Origin of the sequence: Hyalangium gracile (assembly GCF_020103725.1) — a bacterium.
Classification (GTDB): Bacteria; Myxococcota; Myxococcia; order Myxococcales; family Myxococcaceae; genus Hyalangium; species Hyalangium gracile.
This window is the reverse complement of sequence record NZ_JAHXBG010000020.1, coordinates 183,222-205,968: the sequence shown is the minus strand read 5'-3', so window position 1 is coordinate 205,968 and position 22,747 is coordinate 183,222. Positions and strand designations below refer to the sequence as shown.

General features: G+C 70.0%; 18 protein-coding genes. 8 read left to right on the top strand and 10 right to left on the bottom strand.

The window, feature by feature from the left end; genetic code table 11:
* Window positions 1-81: 81 nt before the first annotated feature.
* From KY572_RS33495 to KY572_RS33485, 3 genes are all read right to left on the bottom strand, one after another.
* A complete protein-coding gene (locus tag KY572_RS33495) occupies window positions 82-600 on the bottom strand; it encodes a hypothetical protein (RefSeq protein ID WP_224247732.1) in 519 nt (172 codons plus the stop codon).
* Between the two features lie 22 nt (window positions 601-622).
* Window positions 623-1,786: a DUF1521 domain-containing protein gene (locus tag KY572_RS33490; protein ID WP_224247731.1), complete on the bottom strand. Its 1,164-nt coding sequence runs from the start codon at window positions 1,784-1,786 to the stop codon at window positions 623-625.
* A 160-nt stretch (window positions 1,787-1,946) separates the two neighbouring features.
* Entirely contained in the window at window positions 1,947-3,419 is a 1,473-nt protein-coding gene (locus tag KY572_RS33485; RefSeq protein ID WP_224247730.1) for a hypothetical protein, read from the bottom strand.
* Between the two features lie 194 nt (window positions 3,420-3,613).
* Between KY572_RS33485 and KY572_RS33480 the strand changes: the two genes are divergently transcribed.
* Window positions 3,614-5,644, top strand: coding sequence for a protein kinase domain-containing protein (locus KY572_RS33480; protein WP_224247729.1), 2,031 nt, complete (start codon window positions 3,614-3,616; stop codon window positions 5,642-5,644).
* Window positions 5,645-5,659: 15 nt separating this feature from the next.
* Here the strand turns inward: KY572_RS33480 and KY572_RS33475 are convergent, their stop codons facing one another.
* The 4 genes from KY572_RS33475 to KY572_RS33460 are packed head-to-tail and all read right to left on the bottom strand — an operon-like array spanning window position 5,660 to window position 12,092.
* Window positions 5,660-6,838, bottom strand: coding sequence for an aromatic ring-hydroxylating dioxygenase subunit alpha (locus KY572_RS33475; protein ID WP_224247728.1), 1,179 nt, complete (start codon window positions 6,836-6,838; stop codon window positions 5,660-5,662).
* On the bottom strand, window positions 6,835-8,505 hold the full coding sequence (locus KY572_RS33470) for a GH3 auxin-responsive promoter family protein (protein ID WP_224247727.1): 1,671 nt from the start codon (window positions 8,503-8,505) through the stop codon (window positions 6,835-6,837). Before KY572_RS33470 ends, KY572_RS33475 begins: the two co-directional genes overlap by 4 nt.
* A complete protein-coding gene (locus KY572_RS33465) occupies window positions 8,502-9,275 on the bottom strand; it encodes a hypothetical protein (protein ID WP_224247726.1) in 774 nt (257 codons plus the stop codon). Before KY572_RS33465 ends, KY572_RS33470 begins: the two co-directional genes overlap by 4 nt.
* Window positions 9,276-9,278: 3 nt before the next feature.
* Window positions 9,279-12,092, bottom strand: coding sequence for an FG-GAP-like repeat-containing protein (locus KY572_RS33460; RefSeq protein ID WP_224247725.1), 2,814 nt, complete (start codon window positions 12,090-12,092; stop codon window positions 9,279-9,281).
* Window positions 12,093-12,187: 95 nt separating this feature from the next.
* On the opposite strand from KY572_RS33460, the gene KY572_RS33455 reads away from it, so the two are divergent.
* Window positions 12,188-13,126 (top strand): fatty acid desaturase family protein, encoded by a 939-nt coding sequence (locus tag KY572_RS33455; protein ID WP_224247724.1) that lies wholly within the window; start codon window positions 12,188-12,190, stop codon window positions 13,124-13,126.
* A complete protein-coding gene (locus KY572_RS33450; protein ID WP_224247723.1) occupies window positions 13,127-13,759 on the top strand; it encodes a hypothetical protein in 633 nt (210 codons plus the stop codon).
* Between the two features lie 30 nt (window positions 13,760-13,789).
* Here KY572_RS33450 and KY572_RS33445 read toward each other — a convergent pair whose 3' ends face one another.
* From KY572_RS33445 to KY572_RS33435, 3 genes are all read right to left on the bottom strand, one after another.
* Complete coding sequence (locus tag KY572_RS33445; RefSeq protein ID WP_224247722.1) at window positions 13,790-14,185, bottom strand: STAS/SEC14 domain-containing protein; 396 nt, start codon at window positions 14,183-14,185, stop codon at window positions 13,790-13,792.
* 98 nt (window positions 14,186-14,283) lie between these two features.
* Window positions 14,284-14,781, bottom strand: coding sequence for a CinA family protein (locus tag KY572_RS33440; protein ID WP_224247721.1), 498 nt, complete (start codon window positions 14,779-14,781; stop codon window positions 14,284-14,286).
* Window positions 14,778-15,878 carry a GRAS family protein gene (locus KY572_RS33435; RefSeq protein ID WP_224247720.1) on the bottom strand — a complete coding sequence of 367 codons (1,101 nt, stop codon included), beginning with the start codon at window positions 15,876-15,878 and terminating at the stop codon, window positions 14,778-14,780. Before KY572_RS33435 ends, KY572_RS33440 begins: the two co-directional genes overlap by 4 nt.
* Window positions 15,879-16,193: 315 nt before the next feature.
* Here KY572_RS33435 and KY572_RS33430 point away from each other — a divergent pair, with 315 nt between their 5' ends.
* The 5 genes from KY572_RS33430 to KY572_RS33410 all read left to right on the top strand — a co-directional run bounded on the left by KY572_RS33430 (window position 16,194) and on the right by KY572_RS33410 (window position 22,704).
* Window positions 16,194-16,655 carry an FKBP-type peptidyl-prolyl cis-trans isomerase gene (locus KY572_RS33430; protein ID WP_224247719.1) on the top strand — a complete coding sequence of 154 codons (462 nt, stop codon included), beginning with the start codon at window positions 16,194-16,196 and terminating at the stop codon, window positions 16,653-16,655.
* A 164-nt stretch (window positions 16,656-16,819) separates the two neighbouring features.
* Window positions 16,820-19,177: a GAF domain-containing protein gene (locus KY572_RS33425; RefSeq protein ID WP_224247718.1), complete on the top strand. Its 2,358-nt coding sequence runs from the start codon at window positions 16,820-16,822 to the stop codon at window positions 19,175-19,177.
* A gap of 274 nt (window positions 19,178-19,451) precedes the next feature.
* Window positions 19,452-19,961, top strand: coding sequence for a hypothetical protein (locus KY572_RS33420; protein ID WP_224247717.1), 510 nt, complete (start codon window positions 19,452-19,454; stop codon window positions 19,959-19,961).
* Window positions 19,962-20,025: 64 nt separating this feature from the next.
* Window positions 20,026-20,676 (top strand): DUF2378 family protein, encoded by a 651-nt coding sequence (locus KY572_RS33415; protein ID WP_224247738.1) that lies wholly within the window; start codon window positions 20,026-20,028, stop codon window positions 20,674-20,676.
* 450 nt (window positions 20,677-21,126) lie between these two features.
* Window positions 21,127-22,704 carry a class I adenylate-forming enzyme family protein gene (locus KY572_RS33410; RefSeq protein WP_224247716.1) on the top strand — a complete coding sequence of 526 codons (1,578 nt, stop codon included), beginning with the start codon at window positions 21,127-21,129 and terminating at the stop codon, window positions 22,702-22,704.
* Window positions 22,705-22,747: the final 43 nt, after the last annotated feature.

The following is a 22,747-nucleotide window of genomic DNA, read 5'->3' as shown; positions in this document are numbered from 1 at the left end:
TCTCGCGCCGCGTCACCCCGAGGATGGCCGGACACAGGCGGCCATCCCCGGGGCGTGAGCTGCGTGACCGGGCACCGCCGCTCAGGGCTTCTGGGTCTCGGCGGCCTCCGCCTCGTCCGCCATGGCCTTGAGCACCAGCAGGTTGGTGCGCGCACGCTGAGTCGAGTCACGCTCGGCCTTCGGGTCCAGCTGGAGCGCGGCGTGCATGTCGGTCAGGGCCTCGGCGACCTTGCCCTCGCGCAGGTACAGCTCGCTGCGCCCCACCAGCGCGTCCACGTTGGCGATGTTGAGCCGGAGCGCCAGCGTGTACTCCTCCATCGCCTCGGGGTAGCGCTCGGCCAGGACATACGCGGCGGCCAGGTGGCAGTGGAAGACGCTGTCGTAGGGCGACGCCGCCACCAGCCCCTTGAAGAGGGCCAGCGCCTGCTCCGCCCGCTCGTCCACCAGCATCCGGTGGCCGACCGTGGCGATCTCGTACAGCCGCTCCTGGGACAGGCCCAGGAACTGCGCCGGGGTGATGTCGCCGGTGATGAGCCGCTGGGCCAGCTCGGTCTGGCTTGGAGGCGCGGGCTCATTCGAAGTCTGCGAGGTCTCGGTCATGGGAGTGTCCGTACGTGCCGCATCAGACCATGAAGGGGAGGCGGAACGACTGGACGCTGCGGCTGAGCGAGTCCAGCTGGGAGAACGCGTTCAGCATCGTGCCGATGTCGCCGAAGCTGTTGCCCAGGTGCTGCTGGCGGCGATCCATCCAGTTGCCCTGGGTCCCCGGCGCGCAGAACGGATCGCAGCCGAAGTTGCGCTGAGGCATCAGGTCGCAGAACGACATCATGCCCTGGATCTGCTGGAACAGGCTCTGGAGGAGCGCGTTCAGCTGCTGGGCGAACGGGTTGGTCGGCGCGTTCGGGTGGGGCTCGCCCGGCAGGATGCCGTTCGGGCCACCCGGCGCGATGCCGCTCGGGCCACCCAGGGGCGAGCCCCCGTCGCTCTTCTGGAAGCCTCCGCGGTAGGCATGCCACGGCTTGTGGTGGGTCCTCCCGGCGGGCAGCTTGTCGCCGAGCTGGAACGACTCGCCGAGGTTGTAGCTGCCGATGACCTCCCTGCCCTGGAAGGACCAGTCGTCCGTCTCCCTGCCCATGACGAACACGTCGTTGTTGCCGAAGCTGTTGGCGTGCGCGTAGCCATCGCGCGTCACCGGTCCGGTCTTGCTCTTGGCCGTGTCGACGGCGGTGATCTTCACGCGGTCATTGCCGGAGATGATCTCCAGCCCCCCAGTCACAGTCGCGTTGGGCCCAGCGGGCTTGGTGGCGACGTTGATGCGCGTGCCGTCACCGAGCACGAAGGTGCTGTCGCGCTTGAAGTCCCACGTGCCGCCGTCACCCTCGGCCACGTGCGGGTCACCCCAGACACGCGTGTTCTTGCCGTCCGGGCCGGTGATCTTCCACTCGCACGGCCCGAGCACCTCGATCTTGTAGCCGCCAGGCGTGGTGACCGCACCCTCCGGGCTGGTCTTCAGGCTCCCGGGCGGGTGGCAGCAGTCCTGCCGCACCGGAGGCTTGGGGCAGCACATGCGGGGCTTGGGGCCGCACACGCCGCCGATCTGCCTCGGCGGGTGGAAGCCGTCGAGCCTCACGTTGATGTTCACGTTGATGTTCGCCTGCAGGATGGTGCGCAGCATGTTGATCTCCGCACCGCTCAGGCCACGGTTCGCCGTGGGCGCCGTGCCTGGCTGTCCCATGGTGTGGAAGCCGGAGCCCATGCCTGGGAAGTTGAATGGGATTGACGTCATGGAGCTGTCCTTTTCGTTGAGTGCCGGGTGATGTGCTGAGCGCACACAGAACCTGGAGCTCGCCGAGCACCAGGCTCTCTGCGTGAAGCCACAGTACGGACAGCCATGAGGGCGATCTGTACTACTGCCGAAGTAGCGCTCCGCGGCCGCGAGAAGCGGCTCACGACCGCTCCATCGTGAAGAACGCCTGGGCTCCCGAGGCCTGCGGCTGGATCAGGATGCTGACCCTCGCCGAGCCACGTCGTGCGCTGAGGAGCACCTCTTCGTCGAGCTGCTCGGAGCCCTGCTCGACACTCCATCCCCTCCTCTTGAACTCCTGTCGGAAGAGGTCCGCCAGCCCCTCGACCCGGGCGTGGGGCGCGCTCACGTGTCCCGTGAAGCGCGCGGGGCCCTCGTCCTGAAAGCTCATGACGAGGTGCTGCTGGACGGCCTTGGGCATGGGAAGCTCCGGGGGTAACGGACCTTGCAGGGCTCCCGTCACCGCGTCCGCGGATGCGTGGGAGACGAGGACGGTGGTCTCCGCGCCCTGGGCGAGCACCGAGACCAGATGCAGTGCCTGCGTCTCGGGATCTCGATAGCCCACATACCCCGCGCTCGGGTTGTGGTGATGGAAGAGCACCGGCAGCCCCGTCCTCCCCAGGCCCTCCCGATAGAAGCCCAGCACCTGCTCTGGCGTGTCGCGCGTCATGAACCAGCCCGCCGCGATGCTCGAGCCCTCTCCCAGGAAGTCCGCGGCCAGGGCCTGGAGCCGCTCTCCTTTATAGGAGGGCATCCCCTGCGTGGCGCGTCGCACCACCTCGAGCCTGACCTTCCCATGCTCCTTCTCGAAGAGCCCGGGCCCCAGCTCCAGGCCACCGGGCGTGCTCGTGGACCGAAACGGGCCCTCGGGGAGCGTGGCCCGCCAGGAGGAAGCGAACATGTTGGGAGGCTCTTGCGTCGTGTCTGGCGCCTGGTAGCCGACGTGCGCCATGAACAGCGAGCTCTTCTCCTCCTCGGCTCCCGCGAGGCGCCTGACCGGGAGGTAGCGGTACACGTGGTACTGGCTGCAGCCGTGTCCCGAGTCATGCTCGAACCGGAACTTGCTGAAGCAGCCTTCCCGGAGCGCACAGCCCGCCCTCTCCGTCTCGAGCCGACGCTCCGGCGCTCCACAGGGCATGCCTTCCATGGCCTCGGAGAACTCCGCGGCGTTGATCTCGCCCACCGTCCGCTCCATGTCACCGGCCTCGGTCAGCCGCACCTCGCCGAACGTCACCGCGAAGCGGGTGCACTGGGCGGAGCGAGCGGCATCCATCATCTGATCCAGCAGATCCACGGAGCGCTCGACGACGGGCACCGCTCCAGGCTCCTGAGTCCCGGGAGCGGCCAGCGTGGAAGCGTGCATGTGGTTCATGACCACGTAGGTGGCGGCGATCGTCCGATTGGTCGCGGCGAGCTCGTTGAGCGTGCGCGCCTCCAGCTCGGCGAGGGTCAAGGCTTGTGTCTCGCCATGCCGCTGTCGGCGAATGGTGGCCTGCAGCGAAAGGCCAATCCACACACAGACGAGCACCAGCGCCGTCACGAGCAACACCAGGGCGGCCGGGGCGACCCGCTGCCTCCAGGGCATCCGCTTCCATGACGTGAACAGAGGGAACATGAGCTCTCGTTCCGCGGCAGGCTCGCCGCAGTTGCGCGGTCAGCAATACGCAAGGCGGTGTTCGAGCGGCTGTACCCCTTCCGTCGTACGCATGGCGCCGTACGCCTCGAGTAGCAGTGGGCGGCGCCGGATCAGACAGGAGTGGCTGGGTACCATGGCTCACCCGCCCGCGCCCCTCACGTCTGGAGTTCCGAGTGCAGCTCAGCAAGTCCTATCAACTGATCAGGAAGCTCGCGTCGGGCGGCATGGCGGAGGTCTTCCTCGCTCGGACCGAGGGGCCTCGAGGGTTCTCCAAGACACTGGTCCTCAAGCGCATCCTTCCTCACCTGGCCGAGGACGAGCAGTTCGTGGAGATGTTCCTGGCGGAGGCTCGGCTCGTGGCCCAGCTCAACCACCCGAACGTGGTCCACATCTTCGACTTCGGCGAGTTCGAGGGCTCCTACTGCATCGCCATGGAGTACATCGACGGGCCGAACCTGCGCGTGCTGGCGCGTCAGGCGAGGAGCGCGGGCGTGAAGCTGGCTCCGGCGCTGTGCGCGAAGATCGTCTCCTACGCCTGCGAGGGGCTGGCCTACGCGCATGATCTCGTCGATCCCCAGACGGGAAGGCACCTGGGGCTCGTGCACCGGGACGTCAGCACCGACAACATCCTCGTCTCGCGGGTCGGCACGGTGAAGGTGGTGGACTTCGGGGTCGCCAAGGTCATCGGCCAGGGCCACGGCACGAGGGCGGGCATCATCAAGGGCAAGCTGCCCTACATGCCGCCCGAGCAGCTCCGGGGCCGACCGCTGGATCGGCGTGTCGATGTATATGCCCTGGGGGTGGTGCTCTACGAGCTGCTCACCAACAAGCGGCCGTTCGACGTCACGGGCGAGGCCGCGCTGATGAGCGCCATCCTCGACACTCCCGCGAAGCCCCTCCGAGAGCGCAGCCCAGGCATCCCCGCGGAGCTGGCACGCATCACCGAGCGGTGCCTGGCGAAGGAGCGGGAGGAGCGCTACGCCAGCTGCCGCCATCTCCGAGCGGATCTCGAGCGCTTCATCCTCGGCATGGGTGAGCCGGTGGGCACCGACGAGATCGCGAGCCTGATCGCGCGAGTCATGCCTCCCGACGGAGGAGCCGCGCCCGTGGGCTCGACGAGCGACATCCGGGCACCGCCGCCGCTGCTTCGTGCGGTGCCTCCTTCTCGCGCTGGACCGCGGCCGGCGAAGCCTCCCGTGCTCTTGCCCGTCATGACGCCCAGGAAGGTGGACACCGGAGAGGTGGAGCTCCCCGCTTCCCAGCTCGGGAGCGCCTTGGAGCGCAGCAGGCTCCAGGAGGAAGCCTCCGCGTCCGCGTCCCTGGAGCTCGGGGTGGCCGCCACGGTGCCACGAGAAGCACAGAAGTCTTCCCAGCGAAGAGCGGGCCTCGTGGCGATGTCACTGGGATTGCTCACGGTGCTCGTGGCGGTGAGCGCCTTCCTCATGCTCAGGCAGACGCCTTCCCTCCCCGCCAGTGCACAGCCACCAGCCCTCGCGGTGGCTCCTCCAGCACCCGAGCCCGCAGCGCCCCAGGCTCCTGTCGTCGCGCCTGAACCTCCGAGGGTGGAGGTGAAGGAGCCGCCGCGCCAGGAGGCGACGGTGGATGTCCCCTCCTCCGAGGTGACCGTCTCGGTGAGCGCCAGGGCGCCTCCCCCGACCGAGGCCACCGAGAGGAAGAAGCGATCCCCTCCCGTCGAGCGAGGCGCTGACCGTCTGGCCACGGCGGTGGAGACGGCCGCGAGCGCGCCGCCAGAGGTGCGGGAGCCGGTTGAGCAGAAGCCTCAGCTGGCGTCCGTGGTCTTCGAGAGCTCTCCACCCGCGCAGATCCGGGTCAACGGCGAGTTCAAGAAGCATGGGTCGGTGGCGATGAGCCAGCTCGCCCCCGGGCCCGTGCAGGTGGAGGTCTACGACTCCGTGAAGGGCTTCTCGAAGCGACAGTCGTTCGTGCTCGCGCCCGGGGACAATGGAGTGCTCCGGGTGTCGGTGGAGCAGGGCACGCTCGAGCTTCGGATCCGCCCCTCCGCCGCCGTGTATCTCGATGGGAGGTACAAGGGGCTGGCCTCGTCCGAACCCATCCCCGTCTACGAGGGCACGCACGAGCTGAAGCTGGAGAACAAGGACCTGGGCAAGGTGGTCATCCAGACCATCACCATCGAGCCAGGGAAGACGCTCCTGTTCGAGTACGACCTGGAGAAGGAGTCGTGAGCAGGCGCCGGAGCGTCAGATCCAGAAGACGATGTCGCGCTCCTCGTCGCCCGGTCCTGGCCCCTGGCCTCCTTCGCGGAGCCACCGGCGGTAGGCCTCGATGTCCGCGTGGAGCAGATCCGCCTCGGTGCTCTTGAAGACGCCCCCGCCCGGGCCGTTGAGCAGGCCCTCTCGCTGCACGCGCATGATCTCCACGTCCTGCAGGATGACCTGGGTCGTGTACCACTTGATGACCGGCGCCAGCGCCCGCCCCACCAGCCGCCCCGGCACCTCGAACGGCAGCCGGAAGCTGATGGCCGTGTAGACCAGACTGTCCGTCGGACCGATGGGCGTCACCTGCGAGTTGATGACGAAGCCATGCTCGCCCCACATGTAGTCCACGCGGGTGATGTTCGGGACGAAGTAATGGTCCGTGTGCACCAGCGGCAGCCCACGCGGGTTGAAGAGCCGCCCCAGGCCGCTGACGGCGTCCTGGTCCTGCTTGTAGGTGACCAGCACGCTCCCCCCCGAGCGCTTCACCGTCGCGGGCACCCGCTTGCGCACCCGGTTGCGGAACCACCCCGCGTGCACGAACACCGTGTGCGGCACGTCCATGAAGTTCTCGACGAGGTTCGTCACCCCGTTCGGGAAGCGCGTCACCATGAAGTAGACGGTCCAGTCCGGGTGTCCCCAGTACGGCACCCGGAAGGGCTCGGCCCGCGCGCTGGACGCCTCACCGCCCATGAAGACGTAGATGAGCCCGTCCTGCTCGCGCGTCTCGAAGCGCTGCAGGCGCCCCAGCTTGCACGGCTCCACCGTGAGGCCGGACTGCGCATGGCCGCGCTCGTCCAGCACCTCGCCTCGTTGTGAAGGCCCGAGCGATGGCACCTCCACCACGTTGCCGCCCGCGTCGTAGACCCAGCCGTGGTACGGGCACCCGAGCTTCCCCTCGAATGTGTCCCCCGCCGACAGCCGCGCGTTGCGGTGCAGGCAGCGGTCTCTCAGCGCCGCGGGCCGGCCCTGCTCGTCCCGGAAGAGGACGATGTTGAGGCCCAGGAGGGTCCTCGCGAGCGGCTTCTTCCCCGTGAGCTCGGGCGAGCGGCACGCCACGTACCAGTAGTCCTTGAGCGCGCCGCAACGGGCCAGGTCCGCCTCGGCCTCCAGGTCGACCGTCGGCGGCTGCGTGGGGGGCGCGAGGTGCAGCGGGTTCCTCACGAGGTGCCTCCAGAAGCGAAGTGCGCGGTCCAGCCCGGCTGGCGGTGCAGGTCCGTGGGCTTGATGTCTCCGGCGCGCTGGCCCAGGGCGATGCAGCGCGCCTCGTAGTGTCGGGCTCCGTGGGAGACGCGCACGGCTCGCACCGGCCCCAGCTGTCCCAGCTCCCGCGCGTAGCGGTAATGGAAGCCTTCGCGCAGCGCCTGCTCGATGGCCTCCGCGGCCCGGGCGAGCTGGTCGTCCGGTGCTTCCGTCTCCAGGAAGAGGCGATAGGCGGGCGGCGTCTCCCACTCCGGCGCGAGCATGACGAAGCGAGGCCGCGTGCCTCCGAACAGAGGAGGGAGCGCGGCATCCAGCACCGCGGTGACCCGGGTCGCGGCGAGCTTCTCTCCCACTAGATCGCTCACGGCATCGGCGCGACCCAGGAAGCGCAGACAGGGTGTCGCGCCCAGGAAGCCCTCCACTCGCACGAGGTCTCCCAGCCGGTAGCGCAGCAGTCCCCCGGACGTGGACAGGAGGACGACGTACTCGCGGCCCTGCTCGAGCTCATGGGCGAGCCGCGGGCGCGCCTCCGGACGCTCCGGGTCGGCGAACTCGTAGAAGTGGCTGCGCACGGCGAGCACGGGAGCCGGTGCGTCGAACATCGGCAGGGTGACGACACCCTCGGTGGCCAGCAGCCCCTTGCCTTGGACTTCCACTCCCTCGAACCGGCGGCGCGCGGGCCCCACGGCATGGGCGGCCTGGGCATCGGTCCACATGCTGAGCAGCGCGAGCCGTGGCCAGAGCGCCCTTCCGCTCAGCCCATCCTTCAGGGCCTGGTGCAGCACCCGGGCCCGCTCCGGCCGAGGCGTGAAGCGCATCCGAGAGAGGACGGCTCGGACCTCCGCCTCGGGCGCGCTGCTGGGAGGCCGGCACGTCCCTCGCTCCAGGTCCTCCGCCAGCCGCTCTCCATGCACCTCCAGCGCGTCCATGAGGAGCGTGAGGAAGCTCGGGTTCCACACGCTGATCAGCGCCAGGTCCTCGCAGGCCACGAGGAACCACAGCGTGACGTAGCGGCAGCTCTCCACCTCGGGCATCCGCGCCACGTCGCCCGGCACGGCGAACACCCGGGTGAGCAGCGGCTGGAGGAATCGCGGGAAGTACGCGCTGTCCTCCAGGCTCCCCACCGGCACTCCGCCCGGCGTCCGCCCTCGCTTCCTCCCGATGGGCGAGATGGACCAGTAGCTCGGGCCCTCACGGAGCGCCGGTCTGCGGTGGAGCAATTCGAAGAGCATGGGCGCCAGCGCGCGGTGGAACTCGTCCAGCAACGCGCGGGTGACAGGCACCCGCTTCGATGCCCCCGAAGAGCCTCCGGACGGCTCGAACCGGACCACCGGCGCCGCCGTCAGCACTCGCGGCTCGCCCGCCGCGATGCGCTCCACGTCCGCCACCACCGAGTCCGGCGTGGACACGGGCACTGCGTCCTGGAACTCTCCCGGCCGGGAGATCCGCTCGAAGCCCGGGATGCGCGCGGCCTGCTGACTGCCCGCCACGGCTCGCAGCACCCGCCCGAGACACTCCGCCTGCGCCGCCTCCGGCCGCCCCAGCGCGCGGAAGAAGCGCAGCGCCGATGGAGCCATGGCCGCTCGCAGCCCTCCGAGCAGCAGCGCGGATGGGACGACGGCGCTCATGCCCGCGCCCGCACCCCGATCAGCCTCAGTCCACGCCGCGTCACGCCCATCACCTGCTTGACGAGAATCCACCCCACCGAGCGGGCCAGGTCCCTCAGGCGGACCTCCGTGAGGCACACCAGCTCCTCGCCATCCACATGTCCCGGATTGCGCGAGGCGAAGAACGCGATGTGCGGATGCGCGGCGGCCGCGCGATCGATGGGCGCCACCCCATCCCGCACCCGGTAGTGCTGCTGGGCGAAGCGCAGGACGCCCCGCTCGGCGTCGTACTGTTCTCCGAACCATCGAGAGGCCAGCTGCCGCATGAAGGTGACGCGCTCCTGGGGCGCCTCCCAGTCATGGCGCGGGATGGTGCGCGGGAAGTTGTTCACGGACAGCAGGTACGTCTTGTATCCGCCGCTCAGCAGCAACCACAGCAGCGGGCGCAGCGGCCGGCGCAGCCTCCGCCACGCCGTGAAGCGCGCGAACTGGACCTGCAGCTCCTTCTGTCCCCAGTGGTCCGGGTGGATGACCGTGTCCCCCGAGAACACGAGCTCCACGGCCTTCCCCCCCATGCGGTCCTCCGCGACGCGCAGGGTGCTGAATCCCACCAGCTCTCCCGTGCGCCGCAGGGACAGGAGGATGACGTACTGCTTCTCCTCCAGGTCCTTCGCGAAGCGCTCCGCGGAGACACCCGCGTAGCAGAGCTGCATCAGGGCGAGCATCTGCGCACGCTGGTGCTCGGTGAGCTCCTCGCGCCGCGCGATGGCCCCCTTCAGGGCCGACAACATGTCCTATCTCCTCCCCTGCAGCGCCGTGCTGCCCGGCGGCTGGCGGACCTCGTGGTAGCGATCGGGCTCGAGCCGCACCGTCTGCACCTCTCCGCCGTACCAGTGGATGATGGCCGTCACCGGGCCCGCGTGCCGCCCCAGCCCGAAGTGCAGGCGCGGATCCGCCGACGCCGAGAAGCCTCCCATCAGCCCCACCTCCCGCACCTGCTCCACCTTGCGGCCGCCCTCCTCATAGGAGAGCACCACGCGCGTGCCCACCGCCGTCGAGTGCGTGCGGTGGCCATCCCCCACCAGCGTGAGCCCCACGAAGTGCGAGCCCTCGGGCACCGCTCCTCCCACGGCGCGCAGCGTGTTGCGGTACACCGAGGCCGGCCCGTGCTGGTTGGTGACGACCAGGTCCTGGTCCCCGTCGTTGTCCAGGTCCGCCATCAGCACGCCGCGCGAGTTGTCCGGGTCGTCCACGCCCAGCTCGCGCGCCACGTCCACGAAGTGCCCGGGCTTGGCGTCCCCCAGGTTGAGGTACGCGCGCCTCGCCTCGTTCGGGTAGATGGTGCGCCCGCGGATGTCGCCCCACTGGTCCGCGTAGGTGTGCACCTCCGGCCCGGACTGCATCAGCTTGTGGTTGATGTACCAGTAGTCCTTGCGCTCCCCGTCCGCCAGCAGCCTGTCCAGCCGGTCATCCACCATGCCGTTGGTCTGGACGATGTCCGGCCACCCGTCGTTGTCCAGGTCTCCCGCCGCCGCGCCCCAGCCGAAGCGCCGCTCGTTGAGCGCGCCGCGGAAGGTCGCCTCGTCCTTGAACTCGGGCAGGAACGGATCCGCCCCCGGCCCCACCATCCACAGCAGGCTGCCCTCGGCCTGGAGCGAGTGGTGCACGTTGGAGACGTACACATCCAGGAAGCCGTTCCGGTCGAAGTCCGCCACCGAGGCGTTCATCCCCTTGTACGTGTCCTTGCCGATCTCCCCGAAGCGCCGGCCCACGATGCGGCGGAAGCGCCGCCCCTCCTCGTTCAGGTACACCTCGTCCGGCCCGAAGTCGTTGGCGATGTAGAGGTCCGTCCACCCGTCGTGGTTGAGGTCCACGGTGCTGGTGGCCAGCGACCAGCGCGTCTCCGGCATCCCCATCGCCTGCATGTCCAGCGGCTCGAAGGTGCCATCGCCCCGCGCGCGGTAGAGGCGGTTGAGGCCCCCGTTGTCCGCCTGGTGCCAGCCGTCGTGCATGAAGCGGAACATGCGCCTGTCACCCGGGTACTCGGGCGCGGGCAGGCGGAAGAGGTTGAGCGGAGTCGGCTTCGCGTAGTCCGGCAGGTGCGTGGTGAGCGCGTTGGTGACGAGCAGGTCCAACCGCCCGTCCCTGTCATGGTCGAAGAAGGTGAGGCCCAGGCTCACCGAGTGGTCCGCGATGCCCGCCGCCTGGGTGACGTCCTCGAAGTCCGGCCGCCCCGTCTCGCTCCGCAGGTTGCGCAGCAGCCGAGACGGCCCGAACGCCACGCCGATGGCCAGGTCCTGGTCCCCATCCCCGTCGTAGTCCACGAAGGCGGCGGTGCCGGGCAGCCCCTCCTCGGCGTAACTCGTGGAGAAGCGCTCCAGCGCGGGCACCTTCACCCGCTCGAAGCGGAAGTCCCCCAGGTTGCGGTAGAGCGCGGCGCGGTACTCGTCCTTCTTGAGCGGGTGGGACAGGTAGAGGTCCAGCAGCCCGTCCCCATCGAAGTCCCCCGTCGCCACCGCGTCGCCCACGCTCAGCACCCACTTGGAGATGTGGGCCACGCGCGGATCCACCCGCGTCAGCACGTCCCCCATCTCCGAGCCCAGCCCCGTGCGCGCAGCCTCCATCCGCTCCATGCGGAAGTTCACCGGGTGCGCCTCCACGGAGGGTGCCACCACGCCGAAGTACGCTCCGGCCATGGCCGCTCCCAGCCCGCCCACCACGCCCACGCGCTCGAGCGGGCCCGGAGAGAGGAGGCCGCCCAGGTACGCACGCGGGCCGCGCCGCCAGCAGGCTCGCGCGTGGAGGAACAGGAAGCGGGCGGTGGCGCACGTGAGCGCGGCGTAGAAGAAGGTGTAGACGCTCTCCTTGAAGTGCAGCAGCAGATCCACCACCGTGATGGCCAGCGCCAGCAGCACCTGCGCCCGGCGCGTCGGTGGTGAAGTCGCCGGATCCGTCAGCATGTAGAAGACGAAGATGAAGAAGGAGGGCGCCCCCAGCGTGCCGAGGAAGAGCACCTCGGGCGGCAGGTGGTGCCTCATGACATACGCCCGCAGCCCCGTCTGCGCCGCGTAGAGGAGCAGGAAGCTCACCACCAGCCAGCCGCGCCCCACCCGGAAGAGGAAGAGCACCAGCGCGGCCATCACGATGAAGGCCGACATGGCCACCGCGCCGTTGGCCCACTGGTAGGCGGGCGCCGCGGTGATGAGCTCGCGCGACAGCAGGAGCGAGGTGGCCACGCCGAACATCGACGGATTGAAGAAGTGCCGCCCCTCGAAGGTCAGCACGTACTTGGAGCCGATGGCCAGCCACACCGGCAGCAGCAGCAGCCAGCTGTGGTGCGAGTAGTTGAGCAGCAGCGCCAGCGAGCAGCAGGAGATGTACCCGCTCAGCGGCACCACCTTCTCGCGGCGCAGCAGCCAGCCGAGCGCCGCGTCCAGCACGCTGCCGGTGACGACGATGGTCGCCATCTGCGCCGGGCTGCGGTTGAAGCCGAAGAAGGAGAAGCCCAGCACGCCATAGAGCGTCAGCAGGCCCGCGAACGGCAGGCGCGGGTCGGTCCAGCGGGGCCAGGTCCAGCCCCAGCGCTCGACGCGCGTCGGTGGGAGCATGCGCGGAGCGTGCCCCGGCAGGCCGCGCCCTGTCCAGCCATGGGGTAGACTTGCCACAAGGCCTGGCCGCCAGCTTCACCGGTGAGGCCCCCGCCATGAGCGCTCCCTCCACCGCCCTCACGCCCTTGCCGCCCCGCGCCGTGGTGCCTCGCGAGCTGCTGGGCCAGGCCCGCGTGCCCCAGCTGCTGCGCATGGCCGTCACCGAGTGGGCGCTCATCGCCCTGTGCCAGGTGGGCCTGCACGCGCTCCCGCTCGCGGCGCCGCTCTTCGTGCTGCTCATCGCCGGCCGGCTGCATGCACTGGGCGTCATCCTCCATGACGCGGTGCACCTGTCCGTGCGCCACAAGGGCGCCGAGCTCTGGCTGCTGGAGTGCCTCGCGGGCTACCCCATCGCCTCCACGTGGAACGCCATGCGCTACCACCACCTGCGCCACCACCGGCACGAGGGCACCGAGCTGGACGGCTACCACAAGCCCCCGCCCGGGCCGTGGTGGCGCGCCGCCCTGCTGTGGCTCCAGCTCATCCCCGTGGTGCCCTTCTGGGTGGTGCGCGGCCCCGTGGGCGCGCTCGCCTGGGCCGTGCCCCCGCTGCGCAACCTCTATGGCCGCCTCTTCCTCATGGATCGCTCCGGCGAGGACCTCACCCGCAGCCCGGAGGTGCTCGCCTGCGCCCGCGCCGAGCTCGCGCAGGTGCTCTTCCACCTGGGCGTGCTCGCGCTGGCCTGGCGCTGGCCCCATGCCGTGGGCCTCGGGTACCTGCTGCCGCTGATGGGCGCCTCGGCCGCCTCGGCGTACCGGCTGCTGGCCGAGCACACCCCCGCGCGCCACCAGGGCAACACCCTCCAGGGCATCCTCGCCTCCACGAGCGACCACGGGCTGGGCTGGGTCGGCCGGCTGCTGCTGGCGCCGCGCAACGTGGGCTGCCACATCGTCCACCACCTGCACCCCCAGGTGGCCACGCAGCACCTGCCCCGGCTGCGCGCGTGGTACCTCGAGCACTACCCCGAGCACTACCCTCGCCCTCGCCGCCCCTGAATGCTCTCCCCGCTCACCCGCGCCGCGCTGCTCCTCCTGCTGGGCGTCTTCGTGCTGCTCGGCTGGCTCTTCCAGAAGCGCCAGAACCGCCAGGGCACGCGCGGCGGCCGCATCTCACCGCCCAAGGTGGCCTGGCTCTTCTACGCCGTCTACTTCTGGTTCATCGTCTGCCCCGCGGTGGCGATGGATCCGGCGCTGGCGCCCGCGGCGCGCGCGGTGCTCGGCCTGTTCGGCGCCTCCATGTGGATACGGGGCGCGGCGGAGATGTACATGCTCTACGTGTCCAGGAACTGGCGCCCGCCCTACGGCATCGGCCATGACGTGCTGTGCATCGCCCTGGTGCTCGGCGCGCTGGGCTGGCACCACGCGCACTGGACGGGGCCGCTCACGGGCTCGGATGGCTGGGCGCTGGCGCTCGTGGGGCTGGTGCTCGTCAGCCTCGTCATCGAGATCATCTACGCGGCCCTCTTCTTCCACGCGGTGGAGGGTGCCACCACCGGAGAGGAGGGCGTCTGGTTCGCCGACGAGGAGCAGGCGCGCTTCCGCCGCATCAACCGGCTCACCTTCACGCTCAACGTGCCCATGTACGGCGCGCTCGCGGCGCTGCTCGCGGTCGGGCTCGCTCCCACCTGAGGCGCCAGGCGTGCCAGCGCCTCCGGGGGCCTACGGGGTGCTGCCTTCCTCGGCGGTGTCCCCGTGGATGAGCCAGTGGCGCGCCGCCGAGTCCTCCCAGAAGCGGCGCAGCACCTTGTCGGTGCCGCTCTCGCGCGCCACGCGGTTGAGCTGCAGCGCGACGATCTGACTCTCCACCAGCTCCGCCACCCGCTTCACGCCCGAGCGCAGCCCGAACTCCTGCACCTGCCGGATCATCTCCGCGGCCTCCGGAGAGGCGGGCTTGAAGGTGCGCACATCCGCCTTGATCTTGATGTCGCGGCCCGTGAGGCTCATCGTCGCGTTCTTCAGCTCGGCGACGAACTTCTGCATCTCGTCCACGCGGATGTAGCCGTCGAGGATGAAGTCCACGATGGCGTTCGTCTTGTCGATCTGGATCTGGTACACCGCAGCTCCTCCCGGCCCTCGACCGCTGATAGCTCGGGTATGGATCTTATCTCTACCCCTGTCAAAACACCTGCTCCCAATGTAGGTGCCATGACGGTTCAGGATCCAGCACCCAGCTGCTCGAGCAGCAGCTCCAGCCCCCGCAGCGAGGCGGCCTGACGGATTTCCCCCCGAACTCCCGGGAAAACGTGGCGTTCGACGACCGTGGGCGCCCCAGGCCGGGCCAGCGCCAGGAAGACGAGCCCCACGGGCTTGGTGGGGGTGCCTCCGCCCGGCCCCGCGATGCCCGTCTCGGCCAGGGCCAGCTTCACCGGGGCGCGCGCCAGCAGCCCCTCGGCCATGGCGCGGACCACCTCGGCGCTGACGGCCCCGTGCGCCACGAGCAGCTCGCGCGGCACGCCGAGCAGCTCCTCCTTGGACTCGTTGGAGTAGGGCACCAGGCCGCGCTCCAGCACGGCGGACGCGCCCGGCACCTCCGTCAGGCTCGCGGTGATGAGCCCCCCGGTGCACGCCTCCGCCACGGCCAGCCGCGCGCCCGCGGCCCGGCAGCGCTCCAGCACCGCGCGCGCCCGCTCCTCCAGCCGCGCCTGGCTCATGCCTTCCCGGGCGCTCCGGTGGCGCAGATGACGGCGACGATCGTCTCCTCCCGGTACTCCAGCCCCACGTAGCCGCGCTGGGGCCGGATGTTGATGGCCGGGTGCGTGGCCGCCCACGGGCGCGACAGCTCCTCCTCCAGCCGGAAGCCGCTGCGCGCCAGCCGCTCGAGCCAGGCGCTCACGTTCTCGTGCCGCTCGCTGCGCTGCTGCTCGTCCAGCGTGGAGACGATGTCATCCACCTCGCGCGCGAAGAACACCTTGATGGTGTTCTTCTCCTGCCGGGGGATGTCCAGCTCCTCGAGCAGCTGGAAGGTGAAGTAGAAGTGGCGCCAGCAGTTGTGGAAGCGCTCGCGCACCGACGCCCGGTGGTGGTTGGAGTTGGGCTCGCACAGCACCACGCCGGTGGGCGACCACTGGCGCAGCCGCCGGAAGAAGACGTCGCGCAGGTCCTCCCCCTCCGGCCGCCAGGCGATGTGGTGCATGGCGAAGGCGGCGTTGACGACGCGCGGCCCGGGCAGGTCGTTCAGCAGCGCCCAGTGCTCCTCGCCCAGCGTCTCGGCCGTCCGGGGAATGCCGATGAAGCGCAGCCCCACGCCCAGCCCTCGCGCCGTCGCCGTGAGCGAGTCCTCCGCCACGCGCAGCGAGTCCTCGCCCGGCTCCACCCCCACGATGGTGAGCTGCCGGGGCAGCGCGTTGGCCGCCGCCAGCGAGTTGAGCAGCGCCACCTCCTGCCGCCCGGTGCCGATGCCCACGTCCAGCAGCGTGAACGTGTCCTGCCCGCGCACCAGCCCCGCGATGAGCTCGTTGGCGATGCTGCCCGCCATGGGCACCAGCGGCAGCCGCGAGGCCAGCAGCGAGAAGAGGTTGATCTGCGCGTGCTCGTAGCGCCGCAGGTAGAGGTTGAACTCCTCCGCGGTGTTTCCGAACAGCCGCCGCGACAGCGCCGCGGCGAAGATGAGGTACTGCATGTCCTCCGGGAAGGCGTCCACGTCCAACCGGCCACGGAGGGAAGCGAGCGTCTTCCTCGCGTCGTCCGAGCGTCCTTCGATGACCTCTTCGAGCCCTTGCGTCAACAGCTCAAACTTGGGCGAATCCAAATCCGGCTCCTTCAAATCCCCCCGGATGGCGAGACGCTACTCGCGCGAGGCGCGATGACGTCAGTGTCCCGTGCCGTGGAGAGCGTTGGCAAGGCGGGGGTCAAACCGACACCCCGTGTGCGGGTGGCTCCGCCGGGAGACCTCGGAAGTAGGGTGTGCGAGCCGGACTCATGGCCACTCAGCACCGCCCACGATGCCTGCCTGCCTACCTGCCTGGTTGTCGGGTACTCCACGAAGGCGTGCGTGGCCCCTGGGCCGCGCGGTATGGAGGGGCACTCTCATTCCGCGCCGCGCTGGCGCCCTGGAGGCCCCCCCATGCTCCGCTCCCTGTGGCTGTGCTCACTCCTGCTGGTGCTCGGCTGTGGAGGAGGCGAGGAGGCGCTGGGGGACCCCGCGAAGATCAACTATTCGTCGGCGCTGGGCGTGGACCTGGCCGTCATGGAGCGCCACGAGAGCGGGCTGTATCTCCAGGACCTGAAGGTGGGCACGGGGGATGAGGCCAGCCTGGGCCGCCGGGTGACGGTGCACTACACGGGCTGGCTGCCGGATGGGACGCAGTTCGACAGCTCCCGGCAGGAGGGCCGCACCGCGTACTCCTTCACCCCGGGGGAGACTCGGGTCATCGCCGGCTGGCACGAGGGCATCCCCGGCATGAAGGTGGGAGGGGTGCGCAAGCTCGTCATCCCCTCCTCGCTGGGCTATGGCGCGCGGGGCAACGGCATCATCCCGCCCCACTCGGTGCTCATCTTCGAGGTGGAGGTACTGTCCATCCCCTGAGGCGCCGCCCCGCTCCCTGGCGGGAATCCCTTCCATCCACCGGGGGGTTGACCGGTACTCGCAGGAACCAATGAGCCTCTGCCCCACGGGCTCACGCCGGGTATGCTGTGGGGGGTCACTCCGAGTAGTGAAGGGCTGGTTGGTTGGTGAACTTCCCCGAGACGATGCGTGAAACTCCCAGGGGCGCGTCCAAGCCTGGCGCGCCCTGGAGGCGCTGGCTGGGGGGACACCCTCCGGATGCGCTGTTCTCGGCGCAGGAGTCCCCGGCGGCCTCGCGGCGGCCGGTGGAGACTGGCGACGCCTTCACGCCCAGCGTCCTGCTGGTGGACGACAACCCGGCCAACCTGCTGTCCCTGGAAGCCATCCTCGCGCCGCTCGAGGTGCGGCTGGCCAAGGCCGCCTCGGGCGAGCAGGCGCTCAGGCTCCTGCTGGCCGAGGAGTTCGCCGTCATCCTCCTGGACGTGCAGATGGTGGGAATGGATGGCTACGAGACGGCCACCCTCATCAAGCAGCGCGAGCGCACGCGCAACATCCCCATCATCTTCCTCACCGCCTACAGCCGGGACGAGGCGGACGTGCGCGCGGGCTACGCGCACGGCGCGGTGGACTTCCTGCAGAAGCCCTTCTCGCCGGACGTGCTGCGCTCGAAGGTGGCCGTCTTCATCGAGCTGTTCCGGGCGCAGCAGCAGGTGCGGCGCCAGGCCGAGCTGTTGCGTCAGCAGGAGGCCCTGGCTCGCGAGGCCGCGCACCGGGCCGCGGACTACATCGCCCGGCTGCAGACGCTCACCTCGCGGCTGGCGGAGGCCACCTCCACCGAGCAGGTGATGCGGGCCCTCTTCGAGCAGGGCCTCCACTCGCTGGGGGCCGTCGCCGGCTCCGTCTGTCTGCTGGACTCCAGCGGGGAGTGGCTCGAGGTGACGCAGGCCACGGGGTACTCCGAGGAGGTCATCAAGCGCTGGCAGCGCATGCCGCTGTCCATCCCCATGCCCCTGACGGACGCGGTCCGCGAGGAGCGGCCCTGCTGGATGGCCTCGCGCGAGGAGTGGACGGCGCGCTACCCGCACCTGGAGGCCGCGGTCACCAATCGCGCCGCCGCCGCCCTGCCGCTCCTGGTCAAGGGCCGGGTGCTGGGGGGCCTGGGGCTCTCCTTCGCCCAGGAGCGCAGCTTCACCGAGGATGACCGGGCCTTCTTCACCGCCGTGGCCCACGCCTGCGCGCAGGCCATCGACCGGGCCCAGCTCTACGAGGAGGAGCGCCTGGCCAACGAGAAGGTGCGCGCCGCCGCCGCGCGCCTCCAGGTGCTGGCCGAGGCCTCCGACGCCTTCAGCGCGGCGCACCGGGATCTGCCCGCGCTCTTCGACGCCATCGCCACCCAGGTGGTGCGCCACCTGGGCGACTCCAGCGTCCTGAGCCTGCTGTCCCCGTCGGGGGAGCAGCTGGAGCTGGCCTCCCTGCGCCACGTCGAGCCCGCCATCCAGCAGCGCGCCTTCGAGCTGCTGTCCTCCCACCCGGTGCGGCTCGGAGAAGGGCTGTCGGGCCGGGTGGCGCGGACGGGCCAGTCCCTGTTCCTCCCGGACCTCCTGCGCCAGCCGCTGGAGCCCGCGAGCCGGCCAGAGCACCAGGCCCTGCTCGAGCTCAGCCCCGCGTGCTCCTGCCTCGTCGTTCCGCTCCGGGCGCAGGGGCGCGTCATCGGCACGCTGACCACCACGCGTATCACCCCGGGGCGGTCCTTCACGCCGGAGGACCTGCGGCTGCTGGAGGAGCTCGCCAACAAGGCGGCGCTGTCCATCGAGAACGCCCGCTTCTTCCAGCAGCAGCGGCGCGACCAGGAGGAGCTGCGCCGCCGGACGGAGTTCGAGCAGCAGCTCATCGGCATCGTGTCCCATGACCTGCGCAACCCGCTGGGGGCCATCACCATGGCGGCGGGGCTGCTCCAGGCCAGCCCGGGGCTGAACGAGCGGCAGCTCAAGGCCGTGCACCGCATCGGCTCGTCCTGTGACAGGGCCACGCGCCTCATCCGAGACTTCCTGGACTTCACCCAGACGCGCCTGGGCTCCGGCCTCCCGCTGAAGCGCCGGCCCATGGATCTGCACGACATCACCCGCCACGTGGTGGACGAGGTGCTGCTGGCCCACCCCGAGCGCCAGGTGCAGGTGGAGACGCGCGGAGAAGGCCACGGCGAGTGGGATCCGGATCGCATCGCGCAGGTGCTGACCAACCTGGTGGGCAACGCGCTGGCCTACAGCCCGCCCGGCACCCCGGTGCGCGTGCGGACGGACACGGCGTCGAGCCCCGCCCTCCTCGAGGTCCACAACGAGGGCACCCCCATCTCTCCCGAGATGCTCCCCCGCCTCTTCGAGCCGCTCACGCGAGGCGAGCCCACCACGGGCCAGCACAGCCGCAGCATCGGTCTGGGCCTCTACATCGTCCGGGAGATCGTCCGTGGCCACGGCGGCACCGTCGACGTGGTGTCCACCCCGCAGGCAGGCACCACCTTCACGGTGCACCTGCCGCGCGGGTGACGTAGCGGATTGGAAGTGGGAGGCCTCCTTGTCAGGTCGGCCTCACGGCTCCAGGGTGTGAGACACTGTCGGCGCGGATGGCAGAGCAACCCGCCCTTGTCCACCTGGGCGAAGGCCCTCTTTCCTGATCGCGAGCGACATGCGAGCGTCTCGCGTGGCGCTCTCTCGCAACAGGTTGTCGGCTGAACAGAAGCAAGAGAGTGGCGGTAGACCCTTCAATCCATCCACCGCAGACCGCGCCACCTCGTCAATCCGCCCAGCTTGGAGGGGAAGGATGAACACGCTCACCTTGGTCACGGGGCCTCAAGAGAGGTCCTTCTTCACGTACGCGCGCGTGCTGGCGACGCAGATCCTCTACCTCACGCCCATCTTCTGGCTGCTGGAGCTGACGCAGAACCAGCTGTTCCGCATCGTGCAGGGCGAGTGGGGGTGGGTGTACCCGAGCTCGCCGTACCACTGGTTCTCGTTCGCCAGCCTGATGATCTGGGCGTTCGGCATCGGGGTGATGTGGACGCTGCACTACTACTGGTTCTACCCGAAGCGCCTGCCGGTGTGGCGGCGGGTGGCCTACGGCGCGGCGATCTCCTGGTGCATCGAGTGGGCGGGAGGCTTCGTGGCGGCGAAGATCGCCGGCAACCCGCTGCAGGTGTGGCCGGGCTCGCCGCTCGTCTACGTGAGCTTCGGCGCCATCTTCTTCTGGGTGAGCAACATCACCATCTACCACCTGCTCACCGTGAACGCGGTGGACCTGACGCCGGACTACGACGCTCCGGCGGACACCTGAAACTTCCCGGCCTCCCGAGACACACCTGCCCACCTTGAAGTCCCAGGAGCAAAGCGTGCGAGCCATGCCCCTCGAGCAGCCCCTGCGCAGAGAGCCTGTGGCCTTCGACCAGCTGATGGAGGGCCTGCTGCTCCACGCCATGAAGGACCGGCTGGATACGGAGGCCCGGCGCAAGCTGCTGTCCCTGGGGGTGGACGTGGACCGGCCGCTGCTCAGCGCCTACCCGCTGTCCACGCTGCTGGGCACGCTCAAGCTGTGCGCGGAGCTGCGCTTCCCGGACCTGCCGCGTGAGGAGGCCCGCTACCAGCTGGGGCTCAAGGCGCTGGAGGGGTTCGGCTCCACGAGCATGGGCAAGGCGCTGTTCGGCATGGCGCGCATGTGGGGCGCTCGCCGGATGCTCAATCACATGACGCGCGTGCTCCAGACGGGCGTCAACCATGCCAAGGCCCACGCGCGCGAGCTGCCGGGCGGCGACATGGAGGTGACGGTGGAGGTGCTGCCGGAGTTCCAGGCGGCCATCAGTCCCTTGCCGGGGCTGGACCCCCACTTCGTGCGCGGCATCATCGCGCAGCTGGTGGAGGTGTGCGGGGCGCGCCTGCCAGTCACGCTCGTGACGCCCACGGAACCGTCCGGACAGAGCTTCACCTACCGCGTGCCGCTCTCCCAGGCTCCGGCCGGGACGACGGGCCCGGTGGTCCTCGCCCGCGTTCGCTGAACCGGATCAGCCGTGGCGCACTCGCGCTCGGAGTGGTGAGACAGGGTGGAAGAGCGTCTGGGCCTCAAGCCGGCGGTCACTCCCCACTCATGGGGAGCAGGCCTCGGTCGTCAGCGGCCGCGCAACCTGCAACGAGCCGAGGACCCGAGCCCCCTGTGCCCAGTCCGCCCTCATGTCGGGCGCACTTTGTCCGAACTGGTCTGCTTGTCATACCAGTTGGGGACCGGTCCGCTCACAGGGCGCCTCCCTCGGAGCGATCGACCATATCCCTGGGACCAAGCCAATGTCGCCAATAGCAGGCCAGAGCCACGATGCCCGATGCGCTCAGCTTTGGAAGCTCAAGAAAAGTTCGCGTTCCACATCTCGGTAGGATCCATCCTGGTAGCCTACGACTCGGGCGCAGAACTACCATGACGTCCTACCGAAACCCGCTCTCAAGCTCGCCGCCTCATGACGACCCCTGACTCTCGCGGGGAACACTCCAGCAGCATCCTCCAGGTCTTCCTCTCGCACGCCCGGCGGACGCCGGAGCGGCTCGCGCTGAGCTTCGGCTCCGAGCGCTATACCTATGGAGAGCTCGCCCGCCGCGTCACCGCCTTCGCCCAGGCGCTGCTGCGTCGGCGCAAGGAGCCCGGCGAGCGGGTGGCCCTCTTCCTCGAGAACAGCCCCCAGTTCGTCATCGCCTATCTCGGCGCGCAGTACGCCGGGTGCATCGTGGTGCTGGTCAACACGCAGTACCGACAGGTGGAGCTGAGCCACATCCTCAGTGACTCCGAGGCTCGCGCCTGCGTCACCGGAGCCGCGGGCGCCGCGGAGCTGGCCCCACTGCTGTCCGGGCTGCCCTCCCTGGAGTGGCTCATCACCGTGGAGCCGCCAACCGCTCCACTGCCGCCCTCCGTCACCGTCACGGCCTTCGACGCGCTGCTCGCCGAGCCGCTCGATGCGCGGCGCTCCATGCCGGTGCCCGAGGCCAGCGCGACGGCCGTGCTCGGCTACACCTCGGGGACCACCGGGCGCTCCAAGGGCGCCATGCTGCGGCACAGCCACCTGCTCTCCAACATCCGCGCCGTCACCGAGGCCTGGCGGTGGACGGCCGAGGACCGGCTGCTGCTCGCCCTGCCCCTGTTCCACACCCACGGGCTCATGGTGGGCCTGCACGGCACGCTCTACACCGGCGCCAGCGTGGACCTGCGCCGCCGCTTCGTGGCCTCGGAGGCGCTGGAGGCGCTGCGCGAGGACTCCTCGCTCACGATGTTCTTCGGCGTGCCCACCATGTACGGGCGGCTGCTGGAGGAGTCTCGGCGCACCGGGCTCCGACCCCGCGCCCTGCGGCTGATGGTCTCCGGCTCCGCGCCGCTCAGCGCGCAGCTCTTCCAGGAAATCGAGGCCGAGTTCGGCCAGCGCATCCTCGAGCGCTACGGGATGACCGAGACCATCATGAACACCACCAACCCCTACGAGGGCGAGCGCCGCCCGGGCACGGTGGGCATGCCCTTCCCCGGCCAGCAGGCGCGCGTGGTGGACGTGCGCACCCGCCAGCCGCTGCCCGACGGAGAGGCCGGTGAAATCGAGGTCCGTGGCCCGCACGTGTTCGCCGGCTACTGGCGGCGCGAGGACGCCACGCGCGAGGCGTTCGACGCGGACGGGTGGTTCCGCACCGGGGACCTTGGCTTCCGGGACGCGGATGGCTACTTCCACATCACCGGCCGCGCGCGCGAGCTCATCATCAGCGGCGGCTTCAACGTCTACCCGCGCGAGGTGGAGGAGGTGCTCGCCACCCACCCGGGCGTGGGCGAGGTGGCGGTGCTCGGCCTGCCGGATCCGGACTTCGGCGAGCAGGTGGTGGCCGTGGTGGTGCCCACCGCCGGACAGCCCGCGCCCGATGCCCAGGCGCTGGTGGACTGGTGCAAGGACCGGCTGGCCAGCTTCAAGAAGCCCCGCCGCGTGGAGTTCGTGGACGCGCTGCCTCGCAACGCGTTGGGCAAGGTGCAGAAGCACGTGCTGCGCGAGCGACTGGTCGCCCGGTGAACGACCGTTTCCCGACACCCGGTTACGAAAGAACTCCCGAACC